Annotated in this window: 20 protein-coding genes; 16 read left to right on the top strand and 4 right to left on the bottom strand. The window is 66.4% G+C overall.

Annotated features, from left to right (window positions below; all coding sequences use genetic code 11):
* Nucleotides 1-4: 4 nt before the first annotated feature.
* From CUTER_RS07330 to galK, 4 genes are read left to right on the top strand one after another with little or no spacing between them, the layout of a single operon-like run.
* On the top strand, nt 5-1660 hold the full coding sequence (locus CUTER_RS07330) for a sodium:solute symporter family protein (protein ID WP_047259888.1): 1656 nt from the start codon (nt 5-7) through the stop codon (nt 1658-1660).
* 15 nt (nt 1661-1675) lie between these two features.
* Nucleotides 1676-1933, top strand: a complete 258-nt coding sequence (locus tag CUTER_RS07325; protein ID WP_047259887.1) for a hypothetical protein — start codon at nt 1676-1678, stop codon at nt 1931-1933.
* A complete protein-coding gene (galT, locus tag CUTER_RS07320) occupies nt 1923-3053 on the top strand; it encodes a galactose-1-phosphate uridylyltransferase (RefSeq protein ID WP_047259886.1) in 1131 nt (376 codons plus the stop codon). The genes CUTER_RS07325 and galT overlap by 11 nt, the downstream gene beginning before the upstream one ends.
* Nucleotides 3046-4266: a galactokinase gene (gene galK / locus CUTER_RS07315; RefSeq protein ID WP_047259885.1), complete on the top strand. Its 1221-nt coding sequence runs from the start codon at nt 3046-3048 to the stop codon at nt 4264-4266. The genes galT and galK overlap by 8 nt, the downstream gene beginning before the upstream one ends.
* On the opposite strand, the gene pknB is transcribed toward galK, so the two are convergent.
* Entirely contained in the window at nt 4263-6461 is a 2199-nt protein-coding gene (pknB, locus tag CUTER_RS07310) for a Stk1 family PASTA domain-containing Ser/Thr kinase (RefSeq protein ID WP_047259884.1), read from the bottom strand. The two genes, galK and pknB, sit on opposite strands and share 4 nt — an antisense overlap.
* A 52-nt stretch (nt 6462-6513) precedes the next feature.
* Between pknB and CUTER_RS07305 the strand changes: the two genes are divergently transcribed.
* Entirely contained in the window at nt 6514-6870 is a 357-nt protein-coding gene (locus CUTER_RS07305; RefSeq protein WP_144412284.1) for an Rv2175c family DNA-binding protein, read from the top strand.
* On the opposite strand, the gene CUTER_RS07300 is transcribed toward CUTER_RS07305, so the two are convergent.
* Genes CUTER_RS07300 through CUTER_RS07290 form a run of 3 tightly spaced genes read right to left on the bottom strand, consistent with a single transcriptional unit; the run spans nt 6839 to nt 10021 of the window.
* Nucleotides 6839-8356, bottom strand: coding sequence for an alpha-(1->6)-mannopyranosyltransferase A (locus CUTER_RS07300; protein ID WP_082121308.1), 1518 nt, complete (start codon nt 8354-8356; stop codon nt 6839-6841). The two genes, CUTER_RS07305 and CUTER_RS07300, sit on opposite strands and share 32 nt — an antisense overlap.
* Nucleotides 8356-9450 (bottom strand): polyprenyl synthetase family protein, encoded by a 1095-nt coding sequence (locus CUTER_RS07295; RefSeq protein ID WP_047259882.1) that lies wholly within the window; start codon nt 9448-9450, stop codon nt 8356-8358. The genes CUTER_RS07300 and CUTER_RS07295 overlap by 1 nt, the downstream gene beginning before the upstream one ends.
* Nucleotides 9451-9463: 13 nt before the next feature.
* Nucleotides 9464-10021: a GNAT family N-acetyltransferase gene (locus tag CUTER_RS07290; protein WP_047259881.1), complete on the bottom strand. Its 558-nt coding sequence runs from the start codon at nt 10019-10021 to the stop codon at nt 9464-9466.
* Nucleotides 10022-10116: 95 nt separating this feature from the next.
* On the opposite strand from CUTER_RS07290, the gene CUTER_RS07285 reads away from it, so the two are divergent.
* The 11 genes from CUTER_RS07285 to CUTER_RS07235 all read left to right on the top strand — a co-directional run bounded on the left by CUTER_RS07285 (nt 10117) and on the right by CUTER_RS07235 (nt 22413).
* Complete coding sequence (locus CUTER_RS07285) at nt 10117-10542, top strand: SAV_6107 family HEPN domain-containing protein (protein ID WP_047259880.1); 426 nt, start codon at nt 10117-10119, stop codon at nt 10540-10542.
* 80 nt (nt 10543-10622) lie between these two features.
* Complete coding sequence (locus CUTER_RS07280; protein WP_047259879.1) at nt 10623-11018, top strand: DUF3040 domain-containing protein; 396 nt, start codon at nt 10623-10625, stop codon at nt 11016-11018.
* A gap of 379 nt (nt 11019-11397) precedes the next feature.
* Nucleotides 11398-11832, top strand: a complete 435-nt coding sequence (gene mraZ / locus CUTER_RS07275) for a division/cell wall cluster transcriptional repressor MraZ (protein WP_047259878.1) — start codon at nt 11398-11400, stop codon at nt 11830-11832.
* Between the two features lie 140 nt (nt 11833-11972).
* Nucleotides 11973-12989, top strand: coding sequence for a 16S rRNA (cytosine(1402)-N(4))-methyltransferase RsmH (gene rsmH, locus CUTER_RS07270; protein ID WP_047259877.1), 1017 nt, complete (start codon nt 11973-11975; stop codon nt 12987-12989).
* Nucleotides 12989-13666, top strand: coding sequence for a hypothetical protein (locus CUTER_RS07265; protein ID WP_047259876.1), 678 nt, complete (start codon nt 12989-12991; stop codon nt 13664-13666). The genes rsmH and CUTER_RS07265 overlap by 1 nt, the downstream gene beginning before the upstream one ends.
* Before the next feature lie 24 nt (nt 13667-13690).
* Nucleotides 13691-15580, top strand: coding sequence for a peptidoglycan D,D-transpeptidase FtsI family protein (locus CUTER_RS07260; RefSeq protein ID WP_047259875.1), 1890 nt, complete (start codon nt 13691-13693; stop codon nt 15578-15580).
* Nucleotides 15581-15615: 35 nt separating this feature from the next.
* Nucleotides 15616-17103 (top strand): UDP-N-acetylmuramoyl-L-alanyl-D-glutamate--2,6-diaminopimelate ligase, encoded by a 1488-nt coding sequence (locus tag CUTER_RS07255; RefSeq protein WP_047259874.1) that lies wholly within the window; start codon nt 15616-15618, stop codon nt 17101-17103.
* A complete protein-coding gene (locus CUTER_RS07250) occupies nt 17100-18542 on the top strand; it encodes a UDP-N-acetylmuramoyl-tripeptide--D-alanyl-D-alanine ligase (protein ID WP_047259873.1) in 1443 nt (480 codons plus the stop codon). The genes CUTER_RS07255 and CUTER_RS07250 overlap by 4 nt, the downstream gene beginning before the upstream one ends.
* Nucleotides 18543-18554: 12 nt before the next feature.
* Nucleotides 18555-19673, top strand: a complete 1119-nt coding sequence (gene mraY / locus CUTER_RS07245; protein WP_047259872.1) for a phospho-N-acetylmuramoyl-pentapeptide-transferase — start codon at nt 18555-18557, stop codon at nt 19671-19673.
* On the top strand, nt 19670-21025 hold the full coding sequence (gene murD / locus CUTER_RS07240; protein ID WP_047259871.1) for a UDP-N-acetylmuramoyl-L-alanine--D-glutamate ligase: 1356 nt from the start codon (nt 19670-19672) through the stop codon (nt 21023-21025). The genes mraY and murD overlap by 4 nt, the downstream gene beginning before the upstream one ends.
* Nucleotides 21022-22413, top strand: coding sequence for an FtsW/RodA/SpoVE family cell cycle protein (locus tag CUTER_RS07235; RefSeq protein WP_047259870.1), 1392 nt, complete (start codon nt 21022-21024; stop codon nt 22411-22413). Before murD ends, CUTER_RS07235 begins: the two co-directional genes overlap by 4 nt.
* The last annotated feature ends 3 nt before the right edge of the window (nt 22414-22416 follow it).

Raw genomic sequence — 22416 nt, 5'->3', positions numbered from 1 at the left:
CCTCATGGACACTGGTGCCCTGAGGCTCGACGCGACATGGGTCGACTACTCTCTCGTCGCCCTGTACTTCCTCTTCGTGCTTGGCATCGGCTGGGCGGCTCGCTCGAAGGTTTCGAGCTCCATTGACTTCTTCCTGTCCGGCCGGTCCCTTCCCGCCTGGGTCACCGGCTTGGCCTTCATCTCCGCCAACCTCGGCGCGGTGGAGATCGTGGGCCACTCCGCCAACGGTGTGGTCTACGGCTTCGAGACCATGCACTACTTCTGGATCGGCGCCGTCCCGGCGATGGTCTTCCTCGGCATCGTCATGATGCCCTTCTACTACGGCTCTAAGGTCCGAAGCGTCCCGGAGTTCATGCTTAAGCGCTTCGGCCCGGCCGCGCACCTGGTCAACGCGATCTCCTTCGCCGTCGCTCAGCTGCTCATCGCCGGCGTTAACCTGCTCCTGCTGGCCAAGGTCGTCAACGCGCTGCTCGGTTGGCCGCTGTGGATCACCCTGGTCATCGCCGCCGTCATCGTTTTGTCCTACATCACCCTGGGTGGCCTGTCGGCCGCCATCTACAACGAGGTGCTGCAGTTCTTCGTCATCATCGCCGCGCTGCTGCCGCTGACCGTCATCGGCCTGCACACCGTCGGCGGCTGGTCCGGCCTCAAGGAGAAGGTCGACGCTCCGTCGCACTTCCACACCTGGCCGGGCACTGAAATCTCCGGCTTCGAGCACCCGGTTGTCTCCATCATCGGCCTCGTCTTCGGCCTCGGCTTCGTGCTCTCCTTCGGTTACTGGACCACTAACTTCGTGGAGGTCCAGCGCTCCATGGCTGCCGACTCCATGTCCGCCGCCCGCAAGACCCCGATCATCGGCGCCTTCCCGAAGATGTTCATCCCGTTCCTGGTCGTTATCCCCGGTATGGTCGCCGGCGCCACCGTCACCCCGATCATGGATGAGACGGCTAAGCCGAACGACGCGATCCTGTACCTCATGCGCGACCTCCTGCCGAACGGCCTCCTCGGCGTCGCCATCGCGGGCCTGCTCGCCGCCTTCATGGCCGGCATGGCTGCTAACATCTCCGCGTTCAACACGGTTATGAGCTACGACATCTGGCAGACCTACGTCCAGAAGAACAAGCCGGACTCCTACTACACCAGCTTCGGCCGCCTTGCGACCGTCGCCGCCACGATCATCGCCATCTTCACGGCCCTCATCGCCGCGAACTTCGGCAACGTCATGGACTACCTGCAGACGCTGTTCGGCTTCTTCAACGCTCCGCTGTTCGCCACCTTCATCCTCGGTATGTTCTGGAAGCGCATGACCCCCCACGCCGGTTGGTCGGGCCTCGTCTCCGGTACTCTTGCCGCCATCATCTACTGGGTCATCGCCACCTTCGGCGGCACGGACATCTCCTTCTTCAACCTCCCGGGCCAGGGCACGGCGTTCGTCGCTGCGTCCATCGCCTTCGTGGTGGACATCATCGTCAGTATCGCCGTCTCCATGTTCACCACGCCGAAGCCGGACCACGAGCTGGTGGGCTTCGTCAAGTCCGTCACCCCCAAGGAGCACCTCGTCGACGAGACCGAGGCGTCCCTGCCCTGGTACCAGCGCACCGTCCCGCTCGGCGTCCTGTGCATGGTCATGGTCATCATCCTCAACGTGATCTTCGCCTAGTTAGGAGAACTTGTCATGAGCCCTAAGAACAGCCACTCCGCTGGTGCGTTCGATATCCGCAACGTCATCGGAATCCTGCTCGGCATCTACGGCCTGGTCCTCGTCGCGTCCCACTTCCTGCTGGATCCGGGCGTCAACGTCGAGACCGGCATGGCCAAGGAATCCATCTACAACCTCTGGGCCGGGCTGGGCATGCTTGTCGTCGGTCTGGGCATGATCGCGTGGGCGAAGGCCCGCCCGATCATCGTCGAGGAGCCGACCAATGCCGCATGAGTTCCGAGTCACCCGGGCCGACATGGCCGACGGGCGTGAACTGCTCTACTTCGACGACGATCCCGCCTACGTCTCCGGCGAGCGCACCCGCGACGCCGTGGACTCCCGCGAGCTGCCGCAGGCGCACGCGGAGTGCGAGATCCGGCGCGACCCGCTGACCGGAGAGTTCAACGTCTACGCCGCGCACCGCATGAACCGCACCTTCATGCCGCCGGCGAACGAGAACCCGCTGGCTCCGACCCGACCCGGCGAGCTGCCCACGGAGATCCCGTCCGACGACTACAACGTGGTCGTCTTCGAGAACCGCTTCCCTTCGCTGTCCATGCGCATGGAAGTTCCGGAAGACTACGCCTACCAGGTGGAAGGCCAGCCGCTGTTCGAGCGCCGTCCGGCGCTCGCCCGCTGCGAGGTCGTCTGCTTCACCCCGGAATCGAATGGGTCCTTCCGTGACCTGTCCGAGCATCGGGCCCGCACCGTCGTTGAGGCCTGGGCGCACCGCACCCGGGAACTCAGCGAAATCGACGGCGTCAAGCTGGTCTTCCCCTTCGAGAACCGCGGGAAGGAGATTGGCGTGACGCTGCAGCACCCGCACGGGCAGATCTACTCCTACCCCTACCTGCCTACGCGTGCCCAGTCCATCCGCGACAACGCCGCCGCCTACCGCGAGAAGACCGGCGAAGATCTCTTCGACGCTATCCTTGCTGCCGAGCGCGCCGGCTCGCGCATCCTGGAAGAGGGCGAGTACTTCACCACCTTCGTCCCGGCGGCCGCGAAGTGGCCGGTCGAGGCGATGATCATGGCCAACCGCCCGGCACCGGACCTCGCCGACCTAAGCGACGAGGAAAAGGCCGAGCTGACCAGCATGTATCTGCGACTGCTGCGGGCCACGGATCGCTACTTCCCGGGTGTTGAACGAACCCCGTACATCTCTGCCTGGAACCAGGCGCCGGTGGGGGAGGACCGTCAGTACGGCCGCCTGCACCTGCAGCTGTTCTCGCTGATGCGCTCCCCGGACAAGATGAAGTACCTCGCCGGCAGTGAGTCGGGCCAGTCCGCCTGGATCTCGGACACCACGCCGGAGAAGATTGCCGAGCGCTACCGGGAGATTTGGAATGACTAACTACTGGACCACCCCGCGCGACGACGCCACCGGCGCCGAGGACGCTACCGCGCTCTTTATGAGCCACTTCGGTTACGCCCCGCAGGGCGTGTGGGCATCACCCGGGCGCGTGAACCTCATCGGCGAGCACGTCGACTACGCCGCCGGTATCAGCGTTCCCTTCGCCCTGCCGCACAACACGTTCGTCGCCGCCCGCCTCAATGACAAGGGCACCTACCGGCTGGTCAGCGAGTTCGACGGCGAGACCCACGAAGCCGAGATCGCCACCGGCGAGGTCGGCCCGGGTAACCCTGCCTCCTGGGCAGGCTACGCCGTCGGCTCGATCTGGGCGGCGGCCGAGGCTGGCCTGCTGGAGCTTGACCCCTCGACCAGCCTGGGCATGGACCTGGCGATCGTGTCTGACGTCCCCGTCGGTTCCGGCCTGTCCTCCTCGGCTGCCCTGGAGTGTGCGAGCGCTGCCGCTGCCGTGGAATTGCTCGGCGGCGACGTGAACGCGGTTCGGGAGCAGCTCATCGCGCCGACGATCCGCGCCGAGAACGATGTGGTCGGTGCCTCCACCGGCGGCCTCGACCAAACGTGCAGCCTCCTCGGCGCCGCCGATCACGCCTTGGCACTCGACTTCTCCGACGGCAGCCACCGCCTGGTTTCCTGCGAGTTCGCCAAGCACGATCTGGCCCTGCTGGTCATCGACAGCAACAGCGCGCACCAGCTCGTCGATGGTCAGTATGCGTCTCGCCGCGGGATCATCGATGCCGTTACCGAGTTCTCCGGTGCCCCGTCATTTAGGGCCATCGAGGACGTCGAGGCCGTCGCGCTGGCCATGCCGTCCGAGGAGGACGACGACGTCGTGGTGCGTCGCGTCCGCCACGTCCGTCAGGAAACCGACCGCGCCGCCGCGGCTGCCGCCGCGCTAGAGGCTGCGGACTTCGAGGAGTTCGGCCGCCTCATGGTGGACTCCCACGTGTCCCTGCGGGACCTCTACGAAGTCTCGACTAAGAAGATCGACCTCATCGTCGATACCGCCCTGGCGCAGGGAGCCCTCGGCGCCCGCATCACCGGCGGTGGATTCGGTGGCAGCGCAATCGCGTTGGTGCGCAAGGACGACGCCGTCGTCGTCGCCGGTGAGATCGCCGCCGCGTGCGACGAAGCCGGCCTCGGCAAGTGCACCTTCCACCTGGTGTCCCCGTCGGCGGGCACCCGCCGCGTCCGCTAGCTCGCGATTACCCGCACCCGGCCGCCTGGGGGGAGGGCGGAACCGGGTGCGTCGAGCTGTCGCTCGATGACTTTGTCTCCATCGAACAGCGACGCATCGATGCGCAACCCGATGTCGCGCAACAACCCTCGGGCGTCTCGCACCGTCATGCCCGTGACATCCGGCACGCTAATGGCGCCGGGAAGAATGAGCGTCACCTCTGTCGTGTCCTCCGGTCGGACCCGTTCGCCGGGCGCGGGCGAGGTGTCGACCACGGTGTCCTCGGTTTTGCCTGTGTAGCCCGGTTCGACGGTCTCGGTGACGTCAAACCCGGCGTCTTCCAGCCGCTGCTCAGCGTCGTCGGCAGTTAATCCCGTCACATCGGGGATAGTCAGGGCCGTGGACACCACCAGGTTCACCGTGTCTCCGGCGCGCAGGGAGGTGCCCGGTCCGGGATTGGTCTCGACGACGCTGTCGCCGTCGACCGCGGCGTCGAACACCTCGATGACCTCGCCCACCCGGAGACCGGCATCGCCAAGGGAGCGTCGGGCGTCGGCCAGTGCTACCCCTCGAAGCTCGGGAACCGTAATAGGCTTTGGCCCCTTGGACAGATGAACCTTCACCGTGCTGCCCACCGGCAGCACGGTTCCCGGCTTGGGGGTGGTTTCGGCGATGCTCCCCGAGGGCGCGGAGTCCGAATAAACCGAATCACCGGTGGCGACCGTTAAGGTGCGCTCACCGGCGATAGTGCGGTAGTCGTCTATTGATATTCCCTCTGGTATCGGCGGTACCTCCGGTTTTCCCGCTGATACGACGACGGTCACCAGGGAGCCGGGCAGCGCTTTCGACGGTGGGTCGGTGGTGATGACGGCGTCGCGGGGGACATCGTCGTGGTACTCGGTGGAGGTGTCGGCCTCGAATCCGGCGGCGGCAACCATCTCGACGGCGTCGGCGGAGCTCATCCCGATCACCGGCGGAATCTCGCCGTAACGGCCCGAGCCAAACCACCAGGCACCAATGAGGACCGCGATAATCGCCAGTCCGGCGAGGACGAGGCCGAACGAAAGCCTCAAACCCGAGCGGTTGGTTACCGGCGGCGCGGGTTGGGGGCGCGGTGCGGGTGCGGGTGCGGGAGCGGGGGCAGGGACTGGGGCAGGAGCAGGGACTGGGGCGGGAGCAGGGACTGGGGCAGGAGCAGGCGCGGGAGCGTCGAAAACCCGGGTCTCTGATTCCTGCCTGGCCGGTGGCGTCGTGGGCGGTAGCATCTCCGTCGCTGCCGTGGATCCGAAGACGTTGGTCTCGAAAAGCCCGCTGGTATCGGTCGGCACCGACGCCGCCCGATGCGCGGCGGAGTTGGTCGGCACGGGGACCACATAGCGGGGCAGTTGAAGATCGGCCACCACGTCTTCGAGGGCGTCGAGGAACTCCCCGGCATGAGCGAAGCGATCCTCGGGGCGGCGGGCGGTGGCGGTGGCCACCAGCTCATCGAAGAGCGGCGGCACGCCGTCGATACGCACCGACGGCGCCGGGACGTCCCGGCTTAGCCGCTGATAGGCGTGGGCGAGGGCCGTGTCGCCGCTGAAGGGGACGCTGCCTGTGAGAAGTTCAAAGAGGACGATGCCTGCCGAATACACGTCGGAAGCGGGCGAGATCGGCGAACCGTCAACCTGCTCGGGACTGAGGTAGGCCGCCGTGCCGATGATCTCCGTGGTGGTGTGGGAGTCATGGCGCATCGCCCGCACGAGGCCGAAGTCTGTCACCTTCACCTGATGGTCGGTGTTGATGAGGATATTGTCCGGCTTGATGTCTCGATGAACCATGCCTTGGTCGTGGGCGACCGACAAGCCCGTGAGCACCGAGCGCATGACGGCGGCAGCCGCGTGCGGCGGCATCGGCCCGCGTTCGGCGAGCAGTTCCCGCAGCGTGCCTCCGGTAATCAACTCCATGACGAGGAAGGAGACGCCTTCTTCGGAGGAGAAGTCGTACACATCCACCAGGTTGGGGTGCTTGAGCTGTGCCATGGCGCGCGCCTCCCGGCGGAAGCGGGAGCGGGAGGCGGGGTCGTTGGCGACGTGGTCGCGCATGACCTTCACCGCGACGGCGCGACCCAGGCGGAGATCCACGCAGCGGTAGACCGTTGCCATGCCGCCGCGAGCGATCGGGTGATCGATCCGGTAGCGGCCTTCGAGCACGTCTCCGATGGCGAATTCTGTCATGCCCCCCAGTATGGCCGATTCCCCCCTCGTGGTGTTAGTACACTCTTCTCCCGTGACGACGAAGATAACGGCCGTGTTGGCCGATGAAGAACTCCTGACCCTTGGCGAAGTGGCCGAACGCCTCAGCGTGCCAGTGACGAAGGTGGGGGACGTGCTGAACGCGCACAAGCTCGCGGCAGTCACCATTGATGGCCGCCGGTATATCCCGGCCGCGCTGTTAGCCGAGGGGCGCCTGAGCAAGTTCGTCGCCGGTGCCATCACGGTCCTGATCGACGGCGGCTACGACGACGAGGAGATCCTCGCGTACCTTTTCACCGAGGATGAGACGCTACCCGGCCGGCCGATCGACGCACTGCACGGCCACGGCGCCCGCGAGGTTATTCGCCGCGCGCAGGCGATGGGCTACTAGCAGGCGGCGCCACGACCAGCGCGAAAAGCGCCCACGCCCCGAGCGCGGCGGCCGTCATCCACGGCACCTGATACAGCTGGTGATTGCCGCTGCCCTTGAACGCCAACGCCACGACAATGGACGCGATGATGGCAAGGCGCAGCACCCACCGCGGCGGCCGCGCCGTCCCCAGGATCGAGATAGCAGAGGCGTAATACCAGGGCAGGACGACGGAGCTGAGCGCGAAGGCCGTGAGGTAGGCGACAACGGACCCCTGGACGCTGCGGCGATCGCCGCCGCGCATGAGCCACCAGACGACGACGAGGCCGACGAGCATGAGGACGGCAAACACCGGCCGGAGCGCGTAGAGCACGACGTTGTAGTCGAAGTGGGGATCGAAGAGCTGCACGAACGGGGTGACGAACTCGGTGACCAGAGTGGGAGCAGCGAGCGGATTGATGACTTTAGAGTTGCCGGTGATCTCGGACAGCCATCCCCAGGAGGAGCCCGACGCCCACGTCACCCCAGCAACGACGGCAACGGTCGTGATGACCCCCGCTGTGCCGGAGGCAAGGAAGGCGATGGCCCGACGTCGGAACGGCTTGGGCTGCGGCGCGTAGTGGTAGGTCATCATCCACACGACGAAGGGGAGCGTGATGGCCGCGGTGGCCTTGAGCGAGACGGCGACGGCGATGAGCGCTACCCCGCCGAGGAAGCGCCGGCGCAGGCACAGCACCAATCCGACGGAAACCAGCCCCACCATGACCGATTCGTTGTGCATCCCGCCGACCATATGGAAGATCATCACCGGGTTTGCCACACCCAGCCATAGGGCAACCGACGGGTCACCGTCGAGGTGCCTGGCGATGCGGATAACACCCCAGGCAATGGCGGCGAAGCCGACGACGGAGACGGCCTTGTATGCGATGACTCCTGCTGTCACATTGTCGCCAACCAGCGTCGTGATTATTTCGCCGATCCACAGGTGCAGCGGACCGTAGGGCGTCGTGGTGTTTCGCCAGTCGTGGGAGACCTCGAGCAGATACGGTCCCGGGTTCACGGCGGCGCCCTGGCTGTAAGGGTCGAAGCCGTCGCGGACCATGGCGCCTTGCATGAGATAGGAATAGACGTCTCTCGACAAGATGGGGGCCGCGAGCAGCAACGGCGCGCACCAGGCGAGCAGGGCTCGTCGTACCGACGCGGTGTGATCGCCGTCATTGGCGAAGACGCGGCGCCCGAGTAGCGCCCAAGCGAAGACGACGACGATCATCCCGAGCCCGAAGGCGATGGCCATGAGAGTGGCTCCCCGTCCGAAGGACAACGCCTCCCAGCCAAGCCATTCGAGGACTCCGCCGCGGTTGCGGGTGGCGCCGGCGCCGTGGGAGGACAACGCAAGGAGAGTCGTGCCTATCGTGCCGAGCAGGATCGGGTTTGGCAGGCGCTCGAGGGTGTAGTCGAGCACCTGGCGGCTGAGCAGCGGCGGGCGGGTATCCGTCGGCGTGCTCATCAGAATCGCCGCTCCGTCGCACGTCGGGCGAGGTCTTTGAGCAGGGCCGTGACGCTGTCGTCGACGGGGGCGTCCTTGAGGAAGGCCAGCCCGGTGGCGGTGAGCTGGCGGATGCGATCTTCAATAATGTCTGGGGCTCCGCTGTCGGCGATGATGTTGGCGAGGTCAGCCAGGGTTCGCGGGTCCTCCGAGCGCAGGCCGGCGCGCAGGTGCTTCGCGGCCGCCGGGTCGGAGGCGTCGAGCCGCGCCAGAGCGATGGCGAGCAGTTCGGTGCGCTTGCCTTCCCGGAGGTCATCGCGGGCGGGCTTTCCGGTTACTGCCGGGTCTCCAAAGACGCCGAGGATGTCATCGCGAAGCTGGAAGGCGATGCCAATGTTCTCGCCGAAGCCCCGGAAGGCCTCAATGATGTCCGGCGAGGCGCCGGCGAGGCTTGCGCCGATGTGTAGGGGGCGCTCGATGGTGTAGGCGGCGGTCTTGTACCGGCTGACCGAGCGCGTCAGGGAGATGTCCTCGGACCCGGAAGCCTCAAGGGAAATATCGAGCAGTTGGCCGCCGATGACTTCAGTGCGCATCGCCCGCCAGGGCGCGTAGGCGCGATCTCGGGCGGCGGGGGAGACACCGGAGTCGAAAAACAGGTCATCCGCCCACGCCAAGGCCAGGTCGCCGACGAGGATAGCGACGGACTCACCGAAGTGGGCGGCGTCGCCCTCGTGGCCACGGTCTCGGTGGCTCTGTTCCACCGCTCGGTGGACGGTGGGTTGTCCGCGGCGAGTATCCGAAGCATCGAGGATGTCGTCGTGGATGAGGGCGCAGGCCTGAATAAACTCTAGGGAGCTGACCGCACGCAGGACGGCATTCGGGTCCTCAGGGCCGGAGAGACCGCCGCCGCCGACGAAGCCGAGCCAGCCGCACAACGGTCGAATGCGCTTGCCCCCGCCGAGGACGAAGCTCTCCAGGTGGGCCACAGCCTCGGTGGCCGGTGCGCCGATGGCGTCAACCTCCGGCCGGCGGGACGCGAGATAGTCCTCTAGGACGTGGGCGACCGCGGCGGGGATGTCGCCGGGAGACAGGCGGGTCGCATCGAGGGATGTCATGGTTCGTACCCTACTAGTCGGCTGGCCCGTCAAGGGGAAGCCGGCAGGCTAAAATGGCGAAGCCGCGCTCGTCGCCCGGGTAGTGAAAGTCGCGGGCGACGTCGGTGAACCCCGCACGACGGTAGAGAGCGAACGCCGCGTTTGCCTCCCCGGGGACCTCGGGGGTCGACAGCAACGCGCGGGGAGCGGCAACGCCGCGGAGTAGCTCGATGAGCAGCGTCCTACCCACACCATGGCCCTGATAGCCGGGAGCGACGTGTATCTCGGCGACTTCGAAATAGTGCTCGGCGACGGCTGGGTCGGTGCCGGCATCGGCGATCGCTCGTCGAAGTTGCTGGTCCCACCACGTGTCTTGGGATCCGAGGAAGCCATAGGCAATGCCGATTATGCGGTCGGGTGTGAGCGCGGCGATGGCGCGGAAGCCAGGCTGGCGGGAGTCGGCCTTCCACGACGCGAGTTTCCGGCCGGCGAGGCTCGCCGGGTAGGCCATGGCGGCGAGGTGAACGCCGATGAGCTGAGGGGCGACGATGCAGAAATCGGTGGGGGTGAGACGGCGGTAAGTCACAGTCACGTCACCCAGTCTAGAGCGGGAACGTATGTTCTAATTTGCTGAGGTGGTGTGTGGTCGTGATCGTAGGGTGAGCAGGTGAGAGATGGGAGGCGCTGATGGGAAATGTGGTTTCGGCGGTAGACAAGTTTCACCCCTCCGCCGGCCGGCAGGAGCGGTTTCTTCGGGCGGCGCACGCGTTGCTTGAACAGGCGGATCAGGCCTACCGGGTCGGGGACCTCGGGCTGGCTCTGGAGTACGCCTACCAGGCCGCATTGCGGGCGGCGGGGGCGCGGCTGACCTGCGCTCCACAGCTCACGCGGCGCCGGCGGTTGCCGTCGAGTGCCTGGGACAAGCTCGAGTTGCTCGATGCCGCCTCCCGCGAGTGGGCGCGCAGCTTTCGGGCTTTCTCCAGGCTGCGCAGCCACGTCGGCTCCGGGGTCATTTCAGTTCCTCCGCGGGCGGAGGTGGACAAGCTGATGGCCTTAGCCCGTCATTACCTGACGGTGATTGAGCTGGGTGACGGGGTGGGGGAGGCTGCTTAACGGAATCCTTTGGGAGTAGGGAACAAACCAGTTAGGCTAACCGTTAAAAGGGGTAGTAACCGCCGAGTCGGGAGGACGCTATGTCGCTGTCAGAGCAGGAGCAACGAGCCCTGCGGGAGATTGAGCAGTCGCTTTTTGCTGATGACCCCAAATTTGGCCGTTCCGTATCAACGGTCGAGCCCTTCGCCGTTTCCGGCGGCCAGGTCAAGTTGAAGGCTGTCGCCATCGGCATGGTTGGCCTGCTCATGCTTATTGGCGGCGTGGCTGCCTCCCAGATCAGCCTGTGGTTCATTGCCCTGAGTATCGCCGGCTTCCTCGTCATGTTCCTGTCGGGGATCTGGGCTCTCAAATCGTCCGGCAGCTCATCGGCCGGCGCCCGGAACTCAGCTCGCTCTGACGCCTCGCTGTCGAGTGGGCGTGCCGCCCGCGGTCCGTCGACGATGGAAGAGAATTTCCGCCGCCGCTTCGAGCGCTAAAAACCCTCTTTTGCCGCGCGACCCCACCAGGGGCGCGCGGTTTTCTCATGCCGTCACACCGTGCTCCACTTTGCCCCACGTTGCCCCTCGGGCCGTGCTGAGAGGTGTGAAAAACGTGCATCAATATGCATTAGAGGGGCAGAAGTGACGCATGGGGCGAGCTTATGTGGGCAGATTCCCCACCGCCCAAGGTGTGTCTGACCTGCGAATACCTTGGCATTATCGGAGCTATAGGCTCCCAAGGGTGGTGGAAGTGGGGGGAAGTGGGTTAAAGTGGGGCAAGCGGCGAACCTTAGGGGGAACCGCGAGAGAAGTGAATCTGAGACCACGTGACACGAAGCGATGACACCTGCCGATCGTCGAGAGGGGGAAGCCCGGGATGTTTCTCGGCACCTACACCCCCAAGCTCGATGACAAAGGACGCCTGACGCTTCCGGCGAAGTTCCGCGAGGAGCTCGCCGGCGGGCTGATGGTGACCAAAGGTCAGGATCATTCGCTGGCCGTCTACCCCCGGGAGGAGTTCGCCGCCCGCGCCCGCAAGGCCGCGGCGGTATCACGGACCAATCCCGCGGCCCGCGCCTTCATCCGTAACCTCGCTGCGAGCGCGGATGAGCAACGGCCGGACGGCCACGGGCGTATCACCTTGTCAGCCGCGCACCGCGCGTACGCCGGACTGACTAAGGCGTGCGTTGTCATTGGCTCGGTGGATTTTCTCGAAATCTGGGATGCCGAATCCTGGGCCGCATATCAAGAAGATACGGAGGCTGCCTACTCGGCGGCTGACGCAGACGACATACTTTCGGGCCTTCTATAGGCCGGAGAGCAGGGTACGGGTAGAACTCTGCCCGGGAGGGTGAGATCTGGTGTACTTCCCCGACATCAGATCCCCCGCCCGGACAGGGCTCTATGCGCGCCCCGCATCGCCCGAGGACTCACAAAGGGGGAACGTGCAGCGTGGCACACTCGACTGATACCCACCTCACCGACCATCACGGCCACGTTCCTGTCCTGCGCGATCGCGTCACCGAGCTGCTGGCTCCGGCGATTACGTCCGCCGGGGACGACGCCGTCGTCGTCGACGGCACCCTCGGGGCCGGTGGCCACACCGAACACCTGCTGCGTACCTTCGGAAACCTCAAGGTCATCGGCATCGACCGGGACCAGGCGTCTCTCGCCAACGCGACCAAGCGGCTCGCGCCCTTCGCGGAGCGCTTCATCGGGGTGTACGCCCGCTTCGACGACCTGGTCACCGCCGTGGACACCCTCGACCATCCCGTGGCCGGCCTGGCGCGGCGTGCCGGCATCGCCGGAGCCCTCTACGACCTTGGCGTGTCCTCCATGCAGCTAGATCAGCTGGACCGGGGTTTCGCCTACCGTGCCGACGCACCGCTCGACATGCGCATGGACCCCACGCAGGGACCGACGGCTGCCGACGTCCTCAACACCTACAGCCACGGCGATCTCGCACGGATTCTCAAGACCTATGGCGAGGAACGCTTCGCCGGCAAGATTGCCTCCGCGATCGTCGCCGAACGGCGGAAGGAGCCATTTAGCACCTCCCACCGGCTGGTTGAGCTGCTCTACGCGACCATCCCGGCCGCCACGAGGCGTACCGGCGGGCATCCCGCAAAGCGGACCTTCCAGGCACTGCGGGTCGAGGTCAATCGCGAATTGGAATCCGTCGAGGCCTCCATCCCGGCGATCACGAGCCGGCTGCGCGTCGGCGGCCGGGCCGTGTACATGAGTTATCAGTCCCTGGAGGACAAGATCGTCAAGTCTGCCTTCAAGGAGCTCACGACGTCCACGACCCCTCCCGGCTTGCCCATGGATCTGCCCGGCACCGCCCCGGCCTTCCGGCTGGTCACCCGCGGCGCCGAACGGGCCAGTGAGGCCGAGATAGAGCAGAACCCGCGAGCGAACCCGGTCCGGGTTCGGGTCATTGAGCGGATCGCTACGAACGAGGAGAACTGATGGCTACCACCGTTGTTCGACAGCGTCAGGAACGCACCACCGAGCGCCAGTCCGGCCGGAGCCGGGACTTTTCCTCGCCAGATGGCACCCTCGCCCCGCCGCCACGTGTGGTCCGGCCTCGCCGCGATGACGACACGATCACCCGTCGCCGCGGCAGCCGAATCGGCTCCCGCCAGGTGGTGTCCGAACGAGGCCGGCGGGTGTCGGCCGGCCGGGCGCCGTCGATGGCCCCCCGGCTCACGGCTACGGCCTTCGCCGTCGCCCTCGCCGGGATCGCGCTCCTCATGTGGCTGACCGGTCTGGCCACTTCCCAGACCTTCGCCATTGACCGGCTGGTCGCCGAGGAGGGGGCGCTGGCCCGGGAAGTGGAGTCCCTCAACCGAGACGTCCAGGAGGCTTCCTCGGTGGCGTCGATCACCCGCCGGGCCACGGAGCTGGGAATGGTCATTCCCGAACAGCCAGCCGTCCTGAGCGTGGACGACGCCGGCGTCGCTACGGTCACGAGGGAAGGCACCCCCGATACCGTGAGGATTGGCGGCACGGAGGCGGTGCCGCAACCGCAGCAGGCGTCGAGCGATCCGGCGGAAACTCGCGACGTCAATCCCCAACCTATTCGGCCCGCAGCGCCAGAACCTCCGAGCATTGGACTAGCCCCGTACGCTAGCGGCGGAAATTAGAGAAGAAAGGGTGGCGGTCACCATATGCCGTATCGAACGCCACGCCAGCGGCCACACGCGGAACCGAAGCAGGCGGTGGTGTTGCAGCACCGCAGCCGCATCGCGGTCATGGTCCTCTTCGCCATCGTCGTCGTCCTTATTGGGCGCCTGGCGCTGGTTCAGCTGATTTGGGGTCCGGAGTTCTCCTCGCAGGCAGAAGAGCAGCGAGCACGGTACTATTCAGAGCCGGCTCGCCGCGGGGCCATCGTCGACCACGACGGCTCCGAGCTGGCCTACACAATGATGGCCCGGTCGCTGACCGTCTCCCCGAACATGCTGCGCAAGGAGCTCGCGGAGCAGCAGCGTCAACTCCTCAACGTGGAGACGGATACCCAGGAAGTCAAGGACGGGGTAGCCGAGATCCTCAACGAGATGGCTACCGAGATTCCGAAGATGATCTCCGACACGGGCGCCAGCACGGACCACGTCAACTCCCGGGAGATCCGCGACAAGCTCGCGAAGGACAGCTCCTACGAGGTGCTCGTGCGCAACGTCGACCCGGAGGTGGCCCACGAGATCGCCACGACCTTCCACGGCGTGGCCTCGGATCACCAGTCGATCCGGATGTACCCCAACGGAATGGTGGGGGAGAACATCGTCGGCAAGGTCTCCATGGACGGCATCGGTCAGTTCGGGCTGGAGGCCTCCGCTGACGAGACGCTGGCCGGAGTCAATGGCCAGTCCACCGAGGACGTCTCCGCCGACGGTGTTGCCATCCCCGGCACCCTGCGCGATGTGGTTGATGTCGTGGACGGAACCGACATCAAGCTCACCCTTGACCTGGAATTGCAGACCTTCGTCCAGCGCGAACTGGAGGACGCCAAGCGCAATTCCATGGCCGAGCATGCCGAAGCGGTGGTCCTCGACGCCCAGACTGGGCACGTCTTGGCCATGGCGAACACGGACACCATGGATCCCAATGGCGACATCGCCAAGCAGGCGGAGGCCGGCAAACACTTCGACAATTCGTCGATCTCCCATCCCTATGAGCCTGGATCGGTGGCCAAGATCATCACCGCCGCCGCGGCCATCAACGACGGCCTCACGACTCCGGATGAGGTGCATACCGTGCCGGGCAGCATCGAGATGGCGGGCGTGACCGTCGGCGACGCCTGGGAGCACGGCGACGCGCTGTACACCACCACCGGCATCTTTGGTAAGTCCTCCAACGTCGGCACCCTGATGCTGGCGCAGCGCCTGGGCGAGGAACGCTACGACCACTACCTCGATCTCTTCGGCATCGGCCAGCCGACGAATATCCACCTTCCCGCCGAATCCCCGGGCCTTCGGCCCGACTTTGAGGACTGGGGCGGCGGCACCTTCGCGAACCTGCCGATCGGACAGGGTATGAGCTGGACCTCGTTGCAGCTGGCCAGTGTCTATCAGACCATCGCCAACGGCGGTGTGCGCATCGAGCCGCGCATTGTCGATTCCTTCCGGGATCCGCAGGGCAAACTCGTCGCCGCAGAGCCCGGGCGGCGCACCCGCGTCGTCTCCCCGGAGGCCGCCCGCACGGTGCTCAACATGTTCCGCGCAACCCTGCAGGCCGACGGCGAGCAGTCGGGTACCGCAGCCGGCTCCGGGATCGAGGGGTACCAGACCTCCGGCAAGACGGGCACAGCCCAGCAAGTCGACCCGCAGACCGGCGCCTACTCGCACAGCGATTATTGGATCACCTTCGCCGGCATTGCCCCGGCCGACGACCCTCGCTTTGTGGTCGCCATCATGCTCGACGACCCGGAGCGCGGCACCGAAGCGGGCGGCGCCGGCGGGCAATCGGCTGCCCCGGTCTTCCACGACATTGCCAGCTGGTTGCTGGATCGGGAGAACATTGCGCCCTCGCCGCCCGCCGAGCCGCTCGTGTTGCAGCGCTAGATTTAAGATGAACTCACAAGATAAGGAGAGTGGACATGGCTGAGGGGACTACCCTGCGTAAACTCGCCGACATCGCCGGCGCCCGAATTGAATACGGCGGCGAGACGCTGCGCGTGGCGGAGGTCGGGCTCAACACCGCGACCTTGAGCCCGGGAGCGCTCTTCGCGGCCCTTCCCGGAACCCGGGTCCACGGCGCCCGGTTCGCCTTCGACAGCCCCGCCGGCGCCATCCTCACCGATGAGGACGGCTTCGCCATCATTCAGGGCACGGACGAGCGTCGCCCGGTGCTCGTCGTCGACGACGTCAGAGCCATCCTTGGGGCCGTCTCAGCGGAAGTGTACGGCCATCCTTCGGCGGAGCTCACCCTCATCGGCATCACCGGCACGTCTGGCAAGACCACCACCAGCTACCTGCTGGAGCAGGGCCTAGCCGCCGCGGGCCTTAAGGTGGGTCTCATCGGCACCACCGGCACCCGTATTGCGGGCGAGGCGGTGCCCACCTCTCTCACGACGCCGGAGGCGCCGACTCTGCAGGCGTTGTTCCGCCAGATGGTCGACGCCGGAGTGACCCACGTGGTGATGGAGGTCTCGTCCCACGCCCTGGAATTGGGCCGCGTCAACGCCTCCCACTTCGACGCCGCTGGGTTCACCAACCTCTCGCAGGATCACCTCGATTTCCACCCCACTATGGAGGATTACTTCGCCGCGAAGGCCCGCTTCTTCGATCCAGCCTCCGCCCTGGCCGCCGACAAGGCGGTGATCTGCATAGACGACGCCTGGGGCGAGCGCATGGCCGAGCTGGCCGAGCACCCGATGACGGTCGCCGCCCGCGGCCAGGACGCGACCATTACGGCGCGGGCTGTGAGCAAGGACGCCCTTGGGGCGCAGGTAGTCGAAGTAAAGGCGGCTACCACCGTCTCCTTCGAGCTGCACCTACCCGGAGACTTCAACATTGCTAACGCGGCCGTCGCCGTCGGGCTGGCCCAGGCCGTGGGCGTTGACCTCGAACGGGTCGCCGAAGGGTTAGCGCGCGTGAGAGTGCCTGGCCGGATGGAGCGCATCGACTGTGGCCAGGATTTCCTGGCCGTGGTTGACTACGCCCACAAGCCGGCGGCGGTCGCCGCGGTGCTGTCCACGCTGCGCGCGCAGGTCGATGGGCGCATCGGCGTCGTCGTGGGGTGCGGCGGAGACCGCGACGCCTCCAAACGACCAATCATGGGTGCCGAGGCTGCCCGCGGTGCCGACTTCGTCGTCGTCACCGACGATAACCCCCGTTCCGAGGACCCCGCGGCCATTCGGGCGGCGGTCGTCGCCGGAGCCCGGGAGGCGGAGACGAACGCCGAGATTGTCGAGTATGCTTCCCGCCGGGAGGCGATCGAGGCAGCCGTGGCGTGGGCTGGTTCCGGCGACGCCGTCGTCGTAGTCGGAAAGGGACACGAGGTCGGGCAGATCGTGGGCGACACCGTGCTCCACTTCGACGATCGCGAGGAAGTTCGCCGCGCCCTCGCTAAGGAGAACGCATGATTACGTTGAGCATCGCCGAGATCGCTGAGATCACCGGCGGACGGCTGGCCGGCGGCGCCGACCCGGACGCCGTTGTCACCCGTTTCGTGGAATTCGATTCGCGCAAAATCACCCCGGGAGGGTTGTTCGTCGCGCTGCCAGGCGAACGCGTCGACGGACACCGCTTCGCCGCGTCTGCGGTTGAGCAGGGCGCCGTCGCGGTGCTGGCGGCCCGCGAGACCGATGCCCCGACCATCGTTGTGCCGGCGGATTCCGACTCCGATGCCGACGTCACCGCCGCCGTCCTCACTGCCCTCTCCGCGCTGGCCCGCCACGTCTCCGAGACGCTGGCAGGTAAGGGTCTGACCATCATCGGCGTGACCGGTTCCGCGGGCAAGACCTCCACCAAGGACCTGCTCGCGGCGGTGTTCGCCGCGGCCGGCCCCACGGTAGCCCCACCCGGATCCTTCAACAACGAACTCGGCCACCCCTACACCGTGCTCCGCTGCGAGGAATCGACCCGCTACCTCGTCGCCGAGATGTCGGCGCGGGGGGTGGGACACATCGCACACCTCGCCACGATTGCTCGGCCGGAGATCGGCGTGGTCCTCAACGTGGGATCGGCTCACTTGGGCGAGTTCGGCTCCCGAGAGAACATCGCGCTGGCCAAGGGCGAGCTCGTCGAGGCGTTGCCGGCCGACGGCGTGGCAGTGCTCAACGCCGACGACGACGCGGTCCTGTCGATGCGCTCGCGTACCTCCGCCCGGGTGGTGACCTTCTCGGCCGCGGGTGACCGGGACGCGGATTACACGGCCACGGACGTCGAACTCGACGACGTCGCGCGCGCCTCCTTCACCCTCAACGGGCCCGGCTTCGCACCGCTGCGCGTCAGCCTCAAGGTCTTCGGCGCCCACCAAGTGTCCAACTCGCTGGCCGCCGCCGCGGCCGCCATCGAGCACGGCCTCGATCCCGCCGCCGTCGCCACCGCGCTGAGCAGCCACACCGCGGCCAGTGCGCACCGCATGGATGTGCAGACGCGGGCCGACGGAGTGACGGTCATCAACGACTCGTACAACGCGAACCCCGAATCCATGCGAGCCGCTATCGCGGCGCTCGCCTACACGGCTACCGCCCATCCGGGTTCTCGGTCCATTGCCGTCCTCGGCGAGATGGGGGAGCTCGGCGGTGACGGCGTCGAGGCCCACCGGAAACTCGGCGAGGACCTCGCCACTTTCCACATCGACACCCTCGTCACCGTGGGTGCCGGTGAGCTCACCCACGCCACCGCCGACGTCGCTGTCCAGCGCGGTCTCACCGTGTACCAGGCCGCGGACGTCGGCGAGGCGGCGGACGTGGTGAATTCACTGCTAGGCCGTGGCGGGCCCGAGGTCCGCGATGTGGTACTCGTGAAAGCTTCCAATTCCGCGCAGCTATGGCGTGTAGCCGAGCGCATCCTATAAAGGTTGAGGTAAATGGTTCAGATCATCATCGCTGCGACGGTCGCCTTTTTGGTGTCCATCTTCGTGACCCCGCTGCTCATCCGCTATTTCTCGGCCGAAGGCCTCGGCCAGGAGATCCGCGAGGACGGGCCGCGTTCGCACCTGCGCAAGCGCGGAACCCCGACGATGGGCGGCATCGCCATCCTCGCCGGCATCACGTTCGCCTACCTGGCGTCGTCGATCTATGCGCTGGTGACCGATACAGGAGGCTTCTCCGCGACGGGTCTGTTGGTCCTCGGCCTCACGCTGGCTCTCGGCGGAGTGGGCTTCGCCGATGACTTCATCAAGCTGTTTATGGGCCGAAACCTTGGCCTTAACAAGAAGGCCAAGCTCATCAGCCAGCTGGGTATCGCCATCGTTTTCGGCATCCTCGTGCTGCAGTTCCCGGACGAGCAGGGCCTGACCCCGGGCTCGACGAACTTGTCGTTCATCCGTGACATCGAGACGGTGGACATCGCCATGGGTGGTGGGATCCTCGGAATCCTCGTCTTCCTGCTGTTCATCTACATCCTCATCGCCGCGTGGTCGAACGCCGTCAACCTCACCGACGGACTCGACGGTCTGGCGGCTGGCACCACCTCCATCGTCATGGGCGCCTACGTGCTCATCACCTACTGGCAGATGCGTAACTCGTGCATGCCGGCGACGAACCCCACCCCGGGCTGCTACCAGGTGCGCGATCCCTTGGACCTGGCCGTGCTGGCGGCCGCCGGCCTCGCCGCTTGCCTGGGCTTCCTGTGGTGGAACGCCTCACCGGCCAAGATCTTCATGGGCGATACTGGCTCGCTCGCGCTTGGCGGCTTGGTGGCTGGCCTGTCGGTGGGCAGCCGCACGGAGCTGCTCATGATTGTTGTCGGTTCGCTCTTCGTGATCGAGGCCGCGTCGGTGGTCCTACAGGTGGTGTCCTTCCGGTCGACGGGGCGGCGCATCTTCAAGATGGCCCCTTTCCACCACCACTTCGAGGCCCTCGGGTGGAAGGAAACCACCGTCGTCATCCGCTTCTGGCTCATCGCCGTCATGGCCGCCATGCTGGGCGTGGCCCTGTTCTACTCTGAGGCTCTCACGGCCTCCGCACCCCTAGGAGTGGCATGAGCACAGTCATGATTACCGGCGCCGGCGTGTCCGGGCAGGGCAGTGCCCGCCTACTCGCCGCCCTGGGCACGGACGTCATCCTGGTGGATGACAACCCGGCCGTTGACGCCTGCCGGGTGGCCGAGGCCGAGGCTCGCCTCAATGAGATTGATCTGCTGGTCACCTCCCCGGGTTGGCGCCCGGACACCCCGCTGTTCGCCGCGGCACGAACACGTGGCATCGAGGTCATCGGAGACGTCGAACTCGCCTACCGCCTGGACCAGCAGGGACGCTTTGGCCAGCCCCGGACGTGGCTCGTCGTCACAGGAACCAATGGCAAGACGACGACGACCGCCATGTTGGCCGCCATCATGCAGGCTGCGGCGCAGCAGCGAGGCCAGCGAGCTGAGGCGGTGGGCAACATCGGGACCGCGGTGAGCGACGCGCTGCTCGACCCCCTCCGGGTCGATATCCTCGTTGCCGAGTTGTCCAGCTTCCAGCTGCACTACGCGCCGTCATTGCGCCCGGCCGCGGGCGTGCTGCTCAACCTCGCCGAGGACCACCTGGACTGGCACGGCTCCATGGCCGCCTACGCGGCAGACAAGGCGCGCGTGTTCCGCGCGGAGCACCCCGTCGCCGGTGTGGACGACCCAGCCGTGCGCGCTGAGGTGGCTCAGTTACAGCCCCCTAAGCCGGTGATCGGTTTCACCGTTGCCGAGCCCGAACCGGGGCAGGTGGGCATCGTTGACGGACGAATCGTCGATAACCGCACCGGAGAGCCCGTGGACATCATGTCCGCAGAGGGCATCGACCCGCCCGGGCCGGCCGGCGTCCTCGATGCGCTGGCGGCGGTGGCCGTGGCCCGCACCCAGGACGTCGCCCCCGGGATCATCGAAGCTGCCCTGGCCGGATTCACCGTCGCCGGACACCGGGGCGCGACGGTCCATCGTGGCCGCAAGACGTGGATCGACAACTCCAAAGCCACCAACCCGCACGCAGCGGATGCCGCGTTGGCCGGGGCCGGGACCAACGTCGTGTGGATCGCCGGCGGGCAGCTCAAGGGCGCCCAGGTGGAGGAACTCATCGCCACCCACGCTCACCGCCTGTCGGCCGTCGGCGTGTTGGGCGTCGATCGAGAAATCATTGCCGAGGCCGTAGCCCGGTTAGCGCCTCACGCTGAGCTCTTCGTCACCGCCAACACCGAGCCGGTAGCGGCGATGACCGAGCTGGCAACCTTCGCCGCGTCGCAGGAGGCGGACGTCGTGCTGCTGGCGCCGGCCGCCGCCAGCCTGGACATGTACACCGGAATGGCTCAGCGCGGAGACCTTTTTGCCGCGGCAGCGGCGGCCGTCGACCCGCAGGAGGCGCCGTGAGTTCACCGACGGCTGAGCGGCGCGCCTGGACCTTAGAATCCCTGGGCAACAAACCGGTCCTTGACTACTACCTGATTATGGCGCTGGTGATCTTTCTGTCTGGTCTGGGCGTGGTCATGGTCTTCTCGGCCTCGATGACCTGGTCCATCGCGGAGGGCGCCGGCGTGTTCAGCACCGCCCTCCGCCAATCGATCATGGTCGGTCTCGGCGTCGTTGCCTTGTGGATTGCGCTGAAGATGCCCATGCGGACAGTGCGCAAGCTCGCCCCGGTCCTCATGCTCGTGACCATCGCCTTGCTCGTCGCCGTGCTCATCCCGGGCATTGGTACAGGCCGTGAGTCCGTCGGATCCCAGTCGTGGATCTCTCTCGGAGTGGTGCAGATCCAGCCTTCGGAGTTGGCCAAGGTGGCCATCGCAGTGTGGGGAGCTGCCTTCCTGGCGGATAAGCCCACCACCGCCAGAAGCCTCACGCAGAACTACTACGTGGGATACAGCGTCGTCGCGGCCCTGTGTTTCGGCCTCATCGCCGGCCAGGGTGACCTGGGCATGGCGCTGTCCTTCGGCTTGGTCGTGGCGATCACCCTCATCTTTGCCGGCATCAGCTTCCGATTCATCGCGTACGCGGCTGTCGCCGTTGCGGTGGGCCTCGTGGTGGTCTTTTTCAGCGGCACGTATCGAAGCGCCCGCTTTACTACCTACTTCGACGCCCTCACGGGCCACTTCTCCGACACCCGGGGCGCGGACTACCAGGCTTACCAGGGGTTTCTTTCCCTGGCGGAAGGGTCGTTCACCGGCGTCGGCATCGGCCAGTCCCGCGCCAAGTGGTTCTACCTGCCGGAGGCGAAGAATGACTTCATCTTCGCCATCATCGGCGAGGAGATGGGTCTGCTCGGTGCCGCCCTAGTCATCTGCGCGTTCGGGGCGCTCGGTGTGATGGGAATGCGCACGGCGCGCCGGGCCCAAAACCAGTTCCAGGCATTGTTGGCGATCTCGCTGACCTTCGGCGTCGTCTCGCAGGCATTCGTCAACATCGGCTACGTGGTGGGCCTGCTTCCCGTCACCGGTATTCAGCTGCCGATGATTTCCGCCGGCGGAACGTCGGCCGTCATCACCATCGGCTCGATGGGCCTGCTCGCCTCCGTTGCCCGCCACGAGCCGGAGGCGGTGTCGGCGATGCAGAACTACGGCCGGCCCATTTTGGACGTGGTGTTCGGCATCGGTGAACCCCAGTTGGAAAACGCGCCCCGCCGCGTCGACGTCCGGCGGCGTCGAACGAACCACACCACCCCGGTGACGTCCCGGAAACAGCCCCGAAACGGCACTGCTAGCATGTACACTCCCCGGCGGACTCCACCGCGCGGCCGATACGACGATCCCAGGAGACGATGATCC

The organism is Corynebacterium uterequi, assembly GCF_001021065.1.
Classification (GTDB): Bacteria; Actinomycetota; Actinomycetes; order Mycobacteriales; family Mycobacteriaceae; genus Corynebacterium; species Corynebacterium uterequi.
This window is presented reverse-complemented; position numbering and strand designations above follow the sequence as displayed.